General features: G+C 64.9%; 7 protein-coding genes. 5 read left to right on the top strand and 2 right to left on the bottom strand.

Annotation, left to right across the window (positions count from 1 at the left end; translation table 11 throughout):
* Window positions 1-20: 20 nt before the first annotated feature.
* Both BRPE64_RS04615 and BRPE64_RS04610 read right to left on the bottom strand, forming a co-directional pair.
* Complete coding sequence (locus BRPE64_RS04615) at window positions 21-2,705, bottom strand: mechanosensitive ion channel family protein (RefSeq protein WP_016344865.1); 2,685 nt, start codon at window positions 2,703-2,705, stop codon at window positions 21-23.
* Window positions 2,706-2,840: 135 nt separating this feature from the next.
* On the bottom strand, window positions 2,841-3,383 hold the full coding sequence (locus tag BRPE64_RS04610) for a hypothetical protein (RefSeq protein WP_332443722.1): 543 nt from the start codon (window positions 3,381-3,383) through the stop codon (window positions 2,841-2,843).
* Window positions 3,384-3,705: 322 nt separating this feature from the next.
* On the opposite strand from BRPE64_RS04610, the gene BRPE64_RS04605 reads away from it, so the two are divergent.
* The 5 genes from BRPE64_RS04605 to BRPE64_RS04585 all read left to right on the top strand — a co-directional run bounded on the left by BRPE64_RS04605 (window position 3,706) and on the right by BRPE64_RS04585 (window position 13,570).
* Window positions 3,706-4,005 carry a hypothetical protein gene (locus BRPE64_RS04605; RefSeq protein ID WP_144063319.1) on the top strand — a complete coding sequence of 100 codons (300 nt, stop codon included), beginning with the start codon at window positions 3,706-3,708 and terminating at the stop codon, window positions 4,003-4,005.
* Between the two features lie 463 nt (window positions 4,006-4,468).
* Entirely contained in the window at window positions 4,469-5,314 is an 846-nt protein-coding gene (locus tag BRPE64_RS04600; RefSeq protein WP_051180298.1) for an IclR family transcriptional regulator, read from the top strand.
* 399 nt (window positions 5,315-5,713) lie between these two features.
* Window positions 5,714-7,078: an MdtA/MuxA family multidrug efflux RND transporter periplasmic adaptor subunit gene (locus tag BRPE64_RS04595; RefSeq protein WP_016344860.1), complete on the top strand. Its 1,365-nt coding sequence runs from the start codon at window positions 5,714-5,716 to the stop codon at window positions 7,076-7,078.
* A gap of 27 nt (window positions 7,079-7,105) precedes the next feature.
* On the top strand, window positions 7,106-10,231 hold the full coding sequence (locus tag BRPE64_RS04590; RefSeq protein WP_016344859.1) for an MdtB/MuxB family multidrug efflux RND transporter permease subunit: 3,126 nt from the start codon (window positions 7,106-7,108) through the stop codon (window positions 10,229-10,231).
* 3 nt (window positions 10,232-10,234) lie between these two features.
* Window positions 10,235-13,570, top strand: a complete 3,336-nt coding sequence (locus tag BRPE64_RS04585; RefSeq protein WP_016344858.1) for an efflux RND transporter permease subunit — start codon at window positions 10,235-10,237, stop codon at window positions 13,568-13,570.
* Window positions 13,571-13,608 lie beyond the last annotated feature (38 nt).

The raw sequence follows: 13,608 nt of genomic DNA, 5'->3' as shown, positions 1-13,608 counted from the left end.
GTCGACGAAACATCCGCCGCTCAGCCCTTGCCGGGCTCGGATGCGGTCGGGATCTGCGGCGGAATCGGCACCGACTGATCCGTGGGCGGCGGCGCCGGCTGCGGTTCGTGTGAGACATCGCGCGCGGCCGACGCGCCTTTCGCCTCGCGCGGAACATCCCGGCCGACCGCCAGTTCCGCTTCGTCATCCGCAGGCGGCGGCGCCTCGGCCGTCCAGATGCGCCGCGCGCGCTCGCGCCCGAACGCTGCGGCATCGCCGAGCATTGCATCGCGCGTCATCTGAACGTGCATCTGCGGCACCGGAATCTCCATGCCCGCCTCGTCCATCTTGCGCTTGATGCGCAGATTGAACGCCCGCGCGACGCTCCATTGCTGCAGCGGCCGCGTCTTGATCTGGCCTTTGACGACCATCCAGTTCGGATCGAAACGGTCGAGGCCCCACACTTCCACCGGGCCCAGCATTTCAAGCCGGTAGCGGAAGTCGGACATCATGTCGGCGCCGACTTCGCGGATCATCTCCGTGACTTCATCGACGTCGGCAGTAAACGGCAGGCGCACCTCGAACACCGCATACGCGAAATCGCGCGACAGATTTTTCACCGTCTTGATCTGCGAGAACGGAATGGCGTGAATCGCGCCTTGGCCGTCGCGCAGGCGCACGGTGCGGATCGTCAAACTCTCCACGATGCCCGCGTGCCCGCCTTCCACCTCGATCGAATCGCCGACGGAAATCGTGTCCTCGATGATGATGAACAAACCCGTGATCAGATCCGCGACCAGCGACTGCGCGCCGAAACCGACCGCAAGCCCGATCACGCCCGCGCCCGCGAGCAGCGGCGTCACGTTCAGGCCGAGATTCGCGGCCGTCACGATTGCGGCGACCATCAGCAGTAACACGAACACGACGTTGCGCACGAGCGGCAACATGGTGCGCGCGCGCATGCTCGGGCCGCGCGCGCCACGGCGCGCCGTGTCGGGCCGCAGCGCTTCCTGAATGCCCGTATCGATAAGAATCCACACGAGCCACACGACGAAGAACGTCAGCACGATCATCGCGACCGCGTGCGCGATGCCGCGCGCGGCGACGCTCTCCTCGGCCATGTGCGCAAGCGAAAAGCCCCAGAAACGCGACGACAATTCGAGGAACACGAGCCAGACGCCGACCACGATCATCGTGCCGACGAACTTGATCAGCCTGCGCACATACGCCGATTGCCGGCGCGGCCGTTTCGACTTGGGCCGCGTGATGCGCACGACGATCGCCGAGAGAAAGAACGCGACGACGAGCAGGCCGGCGGTCGCGATCGCCATCTGCAGGACGTTCTCGGACGTGCCGATGCCCATGAGCGTCGCCACCACCGACGCCGACGCGAGCAACAGCAACGGCACCTGCCACAGCGACGCGACCACTTCGAAGGTCTCGGTCGCGGCCTTGCGCGTGTTGCGCTGCTCGTAACTGCGGCTGCGGATCAGATGCGCGACCGGCCGCTGGAACGCGAGCGCGAAGTACGCGGTGAGACCGGCCGCGCCCATGTTGGCGCAGGTCGAGATGAGCGCGGAGAGATTGGTGCCGAGCTGCTGCGCGACGTCGTAGTTGGCGGCGGCGTCGCCGAGCGCGCCGAGCGTGCCGATCAGAAACAGCAGCCGTCGCGCGTGGATGATCAGCACGTTCACCGCGACCCGGCGATGCGCCGAGCCGAACAGCGAGAACATGATGAGGCAGATCGCCGAGAACACCGCGCCCGCGACGATCGCGTAGGCGGTGACCATCGCGAGCGTGCGGCCGAGCGACGCCGGCATGTAGTGCGTGAAGCTCAGCGCCGCGACGAACGCGACCACATACGGCGCGACGCGGCGCATCGTGAAGAACAGCAACTCGCGCGTGGTCGGATTCGAATGCAAACCGCTGTCGATGCCGTAGCGCGCCTGCACGCGCCGCTGGATATAGACCAGCACGAATGCGCACGCGCCCCAGCCCGCGAGCGTCGCGAAGTAGTTGAAGAGCGTGCGGCCGAACGATTCGCGGCTCTGGCTCGTGACGATCGTGAAGAGCTCGTTGCCGGCCGCGTTGAAACGCCCGCCCCAATACGCGATCGGCGTCTTGCCGCGCTTCACGTCCGCTTCGATGTTGGTGAGCGCCGACGCGATCGCGCCGAGCAGCCCGGCGTTCTGCGCCATCGTCGCTACGACCGAGGAAGCCGTCGAACTCGATGATGTCGGCGCGCCGGCCTGCGTGCCCGACGATGCGCCGCCGCTCGCCGCGGCGTCGGTGGTTGCGGGCACCGTTGCCGCGCCCGACGCGGGCCCACCGGCTTCGGCGGCGCGCTTGGCTTCGCGCAGACGCTTCAGTTGCGCGACGAGCGCGGCGCGTTGCTTGTCGCTGTCGAGCGTGGAAATGACGGTGTCGAGCGAGCGGACCATGTCGGCATCGGACGCGCTCGAAGCGGCCTCCGGCGCCGATGCGGGCGCGGCCGGCTTGATCAGTTCCTCGAACGAAGGCAGCGTGAGAGCGGGCCCCGCGTGGGCGGCCGGCGCCGCGAGCAGGAGCGACGCGGCGAGTGCGGCCCATGTGGCCAATGCGGCCAGGATCGGCGACGACGCGCGCAAAGACTGACGCAGCGTTGCGCGAAGATGTGCGAAAGCTGCCATCCAGAATATCGCGACAGTCGCCGACTCGCGGACATCCGCGAGCTTGCGTGACTTCATAACGGTCTCGATTTTCGAAAGACCGCCAGTTTAGCGGCTGCCGCATGCACGCCGCCCAACACGGACGTAACCGAATGTTAAGCGGCCGTGCCTTGATTCTTCAGACAAAACACGCCGCGCAGCCTTATTTATCCCTCATTTGTCCATTTCGGTGCGCGTGCCGCTGCCCGTGGCGGGAGCGGCGTCGGACGCCTGCGTACCGGCCTGCGTAGCCGCCTGGGTATTCGACGCGCCGCCGCTCGCCGCCGACCATTCCTGCAATTTCCGCCCCGCCGACTGAAGACCCGCGCCGGTTGCGCTCGCGGCGTTGTTGATGGCGGCATTCGTGGCGCTCGCCGCGTTGTCGAAGTTCGCGCGCGCCGACGCGGCGACGCTGCTCGCGGAGACATCGGGCATCGAGCCGGCATTGTCGATATTTTGCTGCGTCGACTGTTTGGCCGCGTCGACCTTCTGGCCGACGTAGCTCGCCGCCTGATCGAATTTCTGGCTGGTCTGGCTCGCCAGATTATTGAGTGCGCTGGCGGCCTGGCCGGCCGTTGCGTCGTGTTTTTCGCAAGCGGCGAGAACGCCGAGTGCCGCGAGGGCGACTACGATTCGGGTCGAGAGAGTCATCTGCATGGTATTGCCTTCTACTGAACATGTGCGCATCCGGGCGCACGCCTGCGGAATCCGGCGCACGGCGAATTCCGCTTCGAAAACTGGCGCTCATCATACGCTGTCGGTACGGCCGCGCGCCGCGAAAGGCTGTCGAAAACCGTGCGTCGGGCCTTCGTCGGTTTGGCCGCCATCGGGCGATTTGCCGGGTTTTTCGCAACTCCGACTTGGACGGCGCAACCTTGCATCACAGGCAACCTCGCCGGTGCGGAAATGTACGGCTATCGAGCGTGACAAATAGACCATTCCCTCTACATTTAGGAGGCGTCTGGTTCTGGCGAAGTAGCGGGTTGGCATATATTCGCCGGCGTAATTGCCCCGACTGAATCTTCCCGCCATGCTCTTCATGAATCTCGCCATCGCTCTCGTCGCAGGGCTGATGCTGTTCGAGCCGTTCACTCGTGCCCCCGTCTCTCGTTTCAACACGGTGCGCATGCGCCGCAACCTGGCAACGCGCTCCTTCTATCAGGCGGCCGCCGCGTTTTTTACGGCGCTGATTGTCCTGACCAGTCCGCCGGCACCTGAACGCATTTCCCCGCTGTTCGTCCTGGGCGTTTCCGCGGCGCTCGCGCTCGCGGGCATCTATTGGATCTTTCGCGGCCGACGCCTGCTCCGGCAGCGCCGCGTATTCACCGATCTGCACTGACTCGTTGCGCGGGCGCTTCGCTCGCCAACGGCTCTTCGCGGGGCTTTGATCGCTCCACCCGGCGTCCTGCTTTGCGGGTATATTCGGGTCAAAGCATATCGATCAGGCGAAAAAAAAGGCGCTACGTTTCCGTAGCGCCTTAAAAGTTCTAGCCATTCCGAGGGCCGTGCTAGAACCTGAGAGCCTGTATCCCGAAGCCTCGGACGGAAAGTGCATTCGCACACGTCGTCGCCCAGTTTCGAAATTCGGTTCCATTTTTTCCGGGATCGCTGCCCAAGTCAAGCAAAATTTCTGACTACGAGCAAGTGCCCAACTTTCGTCCGGGCCGAAACACGGCGTGAAAAGTTTCATCGCTGATACACCTTATTGCGGATGTTTGCATCTCCCGCAAGTTTCGGCACTGCACCTTGTAGAATGTCACTGAACCGTCAAACGAAACGATGTTTCAAAAAAACAAGTGCACATGCAAAACGATCGGTCATCGGGTAAAGAAAGAATCCGCGAAAAGGACGGCGAGGAAGTCACGGCACTCGCCCGCGGACTCGACGTACTGCGCCGTATCGCTGCCGCGGACGCCCCCGTCAGCAATCGAGAACTGACCGACTGGACGGGCATTCCGAAGCCGACGGTCTCACGCATCACGGCCACGCTGGTGGGTGCGGGACTCCTGTTTCAACTGCCCGACAGCGAGCGTTTCGTCCTCACCGCGTCCGTGCTCGAACTGAGCAACGGATTCTTACGTAATTTCGATATTCGTGCTCGGGCGAGGCCGTTTCTCATCCGCCTTGCCGAACTCACCGGGCTTTCCGTGCATCTGGCCGTGCGCGACCGGCTCGAGATGGTCGTGATCGACGCCATCCGGCCGCGCTCCGCCGTCCTCGTGTCGCGGCTCGAAGTCGGCGGCCGGATGGACATGAGCCGCACGTCCGTCGGGCGCGCCTATCTCGCCGCGCTCACGGACCCGGAACGCCGCGCGCTTATCGGCAGCCTGCAGACCGCATCGGGCGATGACTGGCCCACCATCGCGGGCAGCCTGCAACGCGGCCTCGACGAAGCGCTGCGCCTGGGCTTCGCGATCTCGATCGGCGAATGGCACGACGGGCTGAATGCGGTGGCGGCGGGCTTCATCGGCCCGTCGGAGGAACGCTACGCCGTCAACTGCGGCGGCGCCGCGCATCAATGCCCACGCGAAGTTCTGATCGGGGATATCGCGCCCGCGCTGCTCGAATGCATCGGGCTGATCGTGCGCGAGATCGGCGGTTCGCACACGGCGGCCTTCGTCGCGCCTCCGGCTCGCGCCGCCGGTTAAACTACGCGGCCAGCAACGGTCCGCCGCGACGATCACATGAACGGCCACGCCAAGCAGGCGTCGCGAAAGCTCGCGTAGCGGCGCGTGTAACAGTCGTAATCAGCCGAAAGAATGACCGGTGGACGGACCCGAACGCGGGACGTAGCATCATGCTTCGCGCGCATCGGGGCCGCGCCGGGAGCCAAACGCCTGCCTGACCGGACGGCCTTTCCGCCCGCTCTCAACGGTCCCGTCATGTCCACGAACGTCGCTTTCGCGGCCGTTCGCGCCCGCCGCGCCGCGTCTCGAGGCTGAACGCCGCGCTTGAATTCGCCCTCGAATCGCGCGCGCCCGACTCGTGAATGATGACCGCCCGTCCGCGCTCCGTACGACAGATTTGAAAGACCAGCCACCGAACCGATGGACGACCAAAAGAACTCTCCCGGGCAACCGCGCCCGACGCCCGTTTCCCCCGCCGCCACCGAACCCGCGATCCGGCGCCGCAGAATCGTGCCGCTCGTCATCGCGGCATTGATCGTCGCGGGGGCGATCGTGTGGTGGCATCCGTGGAACCGGGGCGACGGCGGCGGCGCGGGCGCGCAGCAGGAAGCGCGTCAGGGCGGTCGGCGCGGCGGTCCGAACGCCGCGAACCAGCCGCAGCCGGTGCATGTGGCAACCGTCACGCAAGGCGAAATGCCGGTGGTCATCAATTCGCTCGGCACGGTCACGCCGCTTGCCAATGTCACCGTCAAGACGCAGTTGAACGGCATACTGGTCGATGTCGCCTTCACGGAAGGTCAGATGGTCAAGAAGGGCGACGTGCTCGCGCAGATCGACCCGCGTCCCTATCAAATCTCGCTGCGCAACGCCGAGGGCACGCTCGCGAAAGATCAGGCGCTGCTCCAGACCGCGCGCCTCGACCTGCAGCGCTATCAGACGCTGCTCTCGCAGGACTCCATCGCCAAGCAGCAGGTCGACACGCAAGCCTCGCTCGTCAAGCAGTACGAAGGAGCGGTGAAATCCGACCAGGCGAACGTCGATACCTACAAGCTCGATCTCACCTACGCGCGCATCACGGCGCCGGTTTCGGGGCGCGTGGGCCTGCGTCAGGTCGATCCGGGCAACTACGTGACGACGGGCGATGCCAACGGGGTCGTCGTCATTACGCAGTTGCAGCCGATCAGCGTGATCTTCACGACCTCCGAGGACAATCTCGCCGCCATCCTGAAGCCGCTGCACGCGGGCACGAAGATGTCGGTCACGGCCTACGACCGCGCGAACACCACGGCGCTCGAATCGGGCTACCTCGAAACCGTCGACAATCAGATCGACACCACCACCGGCACCGTCAAGCTGCGTGCCACGTTCGACAACAAGGGCCTCGGCCTCTTCCCGAATCAGTTCGTCAACACGAAGCTGCTCGTCGATGTCATTAAAGACGCGGTCATCGTGCCGACACCCGCGGTGCTGAACGGCTCGTCGGGGTCGTTCGTGTACGTGGTGAAGCCGGACAACACGGTCGCGGTGCGTAACGTCAAGACCGGCCCCGTCGATGGCGAGCGCACCAGCATCAAGTCCGGCCTGCAGGTGGGCGAGCGCGTGGTGATCGACGGCTCCGACCGGCTCAAGGAAGGCGCGAAGATCACGATCCCGGCCGAGAAGGCGAAGGCGGCCTCGGGTGCTTCCGGTGCTTCCGGTGCCTCGGGTGCTTCGGCCGCCGCGCCGGCGTCGGGGGCATCGGGTGCGCGGCACGGGCATCGACGTCAGCAAACGCAGCAGCCGTAACCGCACGCCTTACGTGACCCATCCCGCATGAACCCATCTCGTATATTCATTCTGCGCCCGGTCGGCACGGCGCTCCTGATGGCGGCGATCATGCTGGTCGGCCTCGTCGCGCTGCGTTTTCTGCCGCTGTCCGCGCTGCCCGAGGTCGACTATCCGACCATTCAGGTACAGACGTTCTATCCCGGCGCGTCACCCGACGTGATGACCTCCAGCGTCACCGCGCCGCTCGAAAAGCAGTTCGGGCAGATGGCGAGCCTGAACCAGATGTCGTCGCAGAGTTCGGCGGGGGCATCGGTCATCACGCTGCAGTTCAGCCTCGATTTGCCGCTCGATATCGCCGAGCAGGAAGTGCAGGCCGCGATCAACGCCGCGGGTAATCTGTTGCCCTCCGACCTGCCCGCGCCGCCGATCTACGCCAAGGTGAATCCCGCCGACGCGCCGATCATGACGCTCGCCGTCAGTTCGAAAACGTTGCCGCTCACGCAGGTGCAGGATCTGGCCGACACGCGTCTCGCGCAAAAGATTTCGCAAGTGGCGGGCGTGGGCCTCGTTTCGGTGAGCGGCGGCAACCGCCCGGCCGTGCGCATTCAGGCGAACACGCGCGCGCTGGCGTCGTACGGGCTCAATATCGACGATCTGCGCACGACCATTTCCAACCTCAACGTCAACACGCCGAAGGGCAACTTCGACGGCCCGACGCGCGCCTACACCATCAACGCGAACGATCAGCTGACCGACGCCGACGCCTACAAAAGCGCCGTGGTTGCATACCGCAACGGCCGCCCGGTGATGCTGACGGACGTCGCGACCATCGTTCAGGGGCCGGAGAATACCAAGCTCGGCGCGTGGGTCGACTCGACACCCGCAATCATCCTGAACGTGCAGCGCCAGCCGGGCGCGAACGTGATCCAGGTGGTCGACAGCATCAAGAAGATCCTGCCGCAGTTGCAGCAGGCGCTTCCCGCGGCGCTCGACGTGCGCGTCGTGACCGACCGCACCACGACCATCCGCGCGTCTGTGCGCGACGTGCAGTTCGAGCTTGCGCTGTCCGTCGTGCTGGTCGTGCTGGTGATCTATCTGTTCCTCGCGAACGTCTACGCCACGCTCATTCCGAGCTTGTCCGTGCCGCTTTCGCTGGTCGGCACGCTCGCCGTGATGTATCTCTGCGGCTTTTCGCTCGACAATCTCTCGCTGATGGCGCTGACCATCGCGACGGGTTTCGTCGTGGATGACGCCATCGTGATGATCGAGAATATCGCGCGATACGTGGAGGAAGGCGATCCGCCGCTCGAAGCCGCGCTGAAGGGCAGCAAGCAGATCGGCTTCACGATCATCTCGCTGACGGTCTCGCTCATCGCGGTGCTGATTCCGCTGCTGTTCATGGGCGACGTGGTCGGCCGCCTGTTCCACGAATTCGCGATCACGCTCGCGGTGACCATCGTGATTTCGGCGGTTGTCTCGCTCACGCTCGTGCCGATGATGTGCGCGAAGCTCCTGCGCCACACGCCGCCGAAAGACAGCAAACGCTTCGAGGCGCGCGCGCATCAGTTCATCGATTACGTGATCGGGCGCTACGCCGTCGCGCTCGAATGGGTGCTCGAACGCCAGCGCGCAACGCTCGTCGTCGCGGTGCTCACGCTCGTGCTGACCGGCGTGCTGTACGTGTTCATTCCGAAGGGCTTCTTCCCGGTGCAGGACACCGGCGTGATCCAGGCGATCACGCAGGCGCCGCAGGCCGCCTCCTATCAGGCCGTGGCCGAGCAGCAGCAGGCGCTCGCGAAAAAGATTCTGCAGAACCCGGACGTGGAAAGCCTGACCTCGTTCATCGGCGTGGACGGCACGAACATCACGCTCAACAGCGGGCGCATGCTCATTAACCTGAAGCCGCGCGACGACCGCAGCGACACGTCGAGCGAAATCATCCGCACCATTCAGAATGAAGTCGCGGACATTCCCGGCATCAAGCTCTACATGCAGCCGGTGCAGGATCTGACGATCGATTCCACCGTCAGCCCGACGCAATACCAGTTCATGCTGACGGACCCGAATCCGTCCGAGTTCGCCGAATGGGTGCCGAAGCTCGTCGATCGCCTGCAGCACACGGCGGTGTTGAGCGACGTCGCGACCGACCTGCAGCAGAACGGGCAGTCGGTGTACATCGAGATCGACCGGGCGACGGCCGCGCGTTTCGGCATCACGCCGGCGACCGTCGACAACGCGCTCTACGACGCCTTCGGCCAGCGCATCATTTCGACAATCTTTACGCAGTCCAACCAGTACCGCGTGATTCTCGAAGCTGAACCGTCGGACGCGCACTACAGCGAGACGCTCAACGGCATCTACCTGCCCTCCTCCACCGCGACGAGCGGACAGGTGCCGCTTTCGTCCATCGCGAAGTTCCATGAGCGCGCGGCGCCCTTGCTCGTCACGCACCTGGGCCAGTTCCCGGCGACCACCGTCTCCTTCAATCTTGCGAAGGGCGCATCGCTCGGCGAGGCGGTGAAGTCCATCGAGCAGGCAAAGACGGACATCGGCTTGCCGGCGTCGTTCCAGATCCGCTTCCAGGGCGCGGCGCTCGCGTTCCAGGCGTCGCTGTCGAACGAGCTGTTCCTGATTCTCGCGGCCATCGTCACGATGTATATCGTGCTTGGCGTGCTGTACGAGAGCTTCATCCATCCGATCACCATTCTCTCCACGCTGCCCTCGGCGGGCGTCGGCGCGCTGCTCTCGCTGATGATCACCGGGCACGATCTGGACATCATCGGCATTATCGGCATCGTGCTTTTGATCGGCATCGTGAAGAAGAACGCGATCATGATGATCGACTTCGCGCTCGAAGCCGAACGCGACCAAGGCAAGCCGCCGCGCGAGGCGATCTTTCAGGCGTGTCTGCTGCGCTTCCGCCCGATTCTCATGACGACGATGGCCGCCCTCCTCGGCGCGCTGCCGCTGATGCTCGGCTGGGGCGCGGGCTCGGAGTTGCGCCGTCCGCTCGGCATCGCGATCGTGGGCGGCCTGATCGTGTCGCAATTGCTCACGCTCTTCACGACGCCCGTGATCTATCTCGCGTTCGACTCGCTCGGCGCCCGGCTGCGCGCGCGCTTTGGCCGCAACGACATGGGCACGCCGCGGCCGGCGGGCGATGCGGAGTAAGTCATGAACCTGTCGCGCATCTTCATCGCCCGGCCCGTCGCGACCACGCTGCTCGCCATCGGCATCGCGCTCGCGGGCATGTTCGCGTTCGTGAGACTGCCCGTCGCGCCGTTGCCGCAAGTCGATTTCCCGACCATCTCAGTGCAGGCATCGCTGCCGGGCGCGAGTCCGGAGACGGTTGCGACAAGCGTTGCGAGCCCGCTCGAACGGCATCTGGGCACCATCGCCGACGTGAGCGAGATGACGTCGCAAAGCTCGGTCGGCTCGACGCGCATCACGCTGCAATTCGGGCTGAATCGCGACATCGACGGCGCCGCGCGCGACGTGCAGGCCGCGATCAACGCAGCGCGCGCGGATTTGCCGACTTCGCTGCGCAGCAATCCGACGTATCACAAGGTCAACCCGGCCGACGCGCCGATTCTCGTGCTCGCGCTCTCCTCGCCCACGCGCACGGCGGGCTCGCTCTACGATTCCGCCGCGACCGTCTTGCAGCAGACGCTCTCGACCGTGCCGGGCGTGGGCGAAGTCGACGTGAGCGGTTCCGCCAATCCGGCGGTGCGCGTCGAACTGGAGCCGGGCGCGCTGTTCCATTACGGCATCGGGCTCGAAGACGTGCGGGCCGCGCTCGCGTCGGCGAATGCGAACAGCCCGAAAGGCGCGATCGAATTCAAGGGCACCCACGTCCAGCTCTACACCAACGATCAGGCGAGCAAGGCCGCGCAGTACAAGGATCTGGTGGTCGCGTACCGCAACGGCTCGGCGGTGAAGCTGTCGGATGTCGGCGAAGTGGTCGATTCCGTCGAAGATCTGCGCAATCTCGGCCTCATCAACAACAAGCGCGCAGTGCTCGTGATCTTGTACCGCCAGCCGGGCGCGAACATCATCGAGACGATCGACCGCGTCAAGTCGATGCTGCCGCAACTGCAGGCCGCGCTCCCCGCCGACGTGCAGATCACGCCCACGGCCGACCGCTCGATCACCATCCGCTCGTCGCTGCACGATACCGAGCTCACGCTCGTGATCGCGGTGGCGCTCGTCGTGATGGTCGTGTTCCTGTTTCTGCGCAACTGGCGCGCCACGCTGATACCGAGCGTGGCCGTGCCGATATCGATCATCGGCACGTTCGCGGCCATGTATCTGCTCGGCTTCTCGCTCGACAATCTCTCGCTGATGGCGCTGACCATTGCGACAGGCTTCGTCGTCGATGACGCCATCGTCGTGCTGGAAAACATCACGCGGCATGTGGAAAAAGGCGTGCCGCGCATGCAGGCCGCAATCATCGGCGCGCGCGAAGTCGGCTTCACCGTGGTGTCGATCAGCGTGTCGCTCGTCGCCGTGTTCCTGCCTATTCTGCTGATGGGCGGCATCGTCGGACGGCTGTTCCGCGAATTCGCGCTGACGCTGTCGCTCGCGATCGCGGTGTCGCTGGTCGTCTCGCTGACCGTCACGCCCATGATGTGCTCGCGCCTCTTGCAGGAACCGCACGAGCGCCGCGAAGAAGGACGCGTCGCGCGCTGGCTCGAGCGCCAGTTTCAGCGCCTGCAGGGCGGTTACGCGCGCACGCTCGAGTGGTCGCTTGCGCATCCGCTGCTGATCCTTCTGACGCTGGTCGCCACCGTCATCCTCAACGTCTATCTCTATGTGATCGTGCCGAAGGGCTTTTTCCCGCAGCAGGACACGGGGCGCATCGTCGGCGGCATTCAGGCGGATCAGAGCACGTCGTTTCAGGCGATGAAGGGCAAGTTCTCGGAGATGATGAAGATCGTCGAGGCCGATCCGGCGGTGGACAGCGTCGCGGGCTTCACCGGCGGGCGCTCCACCAACTCGGGCTTCATGTTCATTTCGCTGAAACCGAAGAGCGAGCGCAAGGTATCGGCGGATCAGGTGATTAACCGTCTGCGCAAACCGCTCGCGGACGTCGCGGGCGCGCGTACCTTTTTGCAGGCGGTGCAGGATATTCGCGTGGGCGGGCGGCAGTCGAATGCGCAATATCAGTTCACGCTGCTGTCAGACACAACGGCCGACCTCTACAAGTGGGGGCCGATTCTCACCGATGCGCTGCAAAAGCGCCCCGAACTCACCGACGTCAACTCCGACCAGCAGCAAGGCGGCCTGGAAGCGATGGTCACCTTCGACCGCGCGACCGCCGCGCGCCTGGGCATCAAGCCCGCGCAGATCGACAACACGCTGTACGACGCGTTCGGCCAGCGTCAGGTGTCGACCATCTACAACCCGCTCTCGCAGTATCACGTGGTGATGGAGCTCGCGCCGAAGTACTGGCAAGACCCGGAAATGCTGAAGCAGCTGTATATCAGCACATCAGGCGGGACGGCGAGCGGCTCGGCATCGACGCAATCGACCACCACGTCGGGCACAACCTCGACCGCATCGACGGCGGCCACGGGCTCGACCGGCGCGGGCGGCGCATCGACCAGCACGAGCGATGCCACGGCCGCCCTCGCGCTCGCCGCCGTCAAGAACTCGGCGACCAACGCGATCGCGGCGACCGGCAAGAACGGTTCGTCGTCGGGGGCGGCGGTGTCCACGTCGAAGGAAACCATGGTGCCGCTCTCGGCCATCGCCAAATTCGGGCCGGGCAACACGCCGCTTTCGGTGAATCACCAGAGTCAGTTCGTCGCCTCGACCATTTCGTTCAACCTGCCGCCGGGCAAATCGTTGTCGGATGCGACCGCCGCGATCTACGAAACCATGGCTGAAATCGGCATGCCGCAGACCATCCACGGCAGCTTCCAGGGCACGGCGCAAGCTTTCCAGCAATCGACCAGCACCCTGCCGATTCTGGTTCTCACGGCGCTGGCGGCGGTGTATATCGTGCTCGGCATCCTCTACGAGAGCTATATCCACCCGATCACCATTCTCTCGACGCTGCCGTCCGCTGGCATCGGCGCATTGCTCGCGTTGCTGCTGTTCAAGACGGAGTTCAGCATCATCGCGTTTATTGCGGTGATTCTGCTCATCGGCATCGTGAAGAAGAACGCGATCATGATGGTCGACTTCGCGATCGAGGCGACGCGCCACGGCGCATCCACGCCGCTGGACGCGATCCGCGAAGCGTGTCTGTTGCGCTTCCGCCCGATCATGATGACGACCGCCGCCGCCCTGCTCGGCGCGCTGCCGCTCGCGTTCGGCACCGGCGAAGGCTCGGAAATGCGCGCGCCGCTCGGCATTGCAATCGTCGGCGGGCTGATCGTCAGCCAGATGCTCACGCTCTATACGACGCCCGTCGTGTATCTGTATATGGACCGCTTCCGCATCCGCGCGGAACAACGGCGCGCCCGCCGTCAACAGCGCGCGCGGCCCGCAGGCGCGGCGGAATAAAGGTCGCAGTAAACGCGCACGCGAAATTGCTGCGGACG

Source organism: Caballeronia insecticola (assembly GCF_000402035.1).
In the GTDB taxonomy this organism is placed as follows: Bacteria; Pseudomonadota; Gammaproteobacteria; order Burkholderiales; family Burkholderiaceae; genus Caballeronia; species Caballeronia insecticola.
The sequence above is the reverse complement of the archived record's forward strand: the minus strand, read 5'-3'. Positions and strand labels throughout refer to the sequence as shown.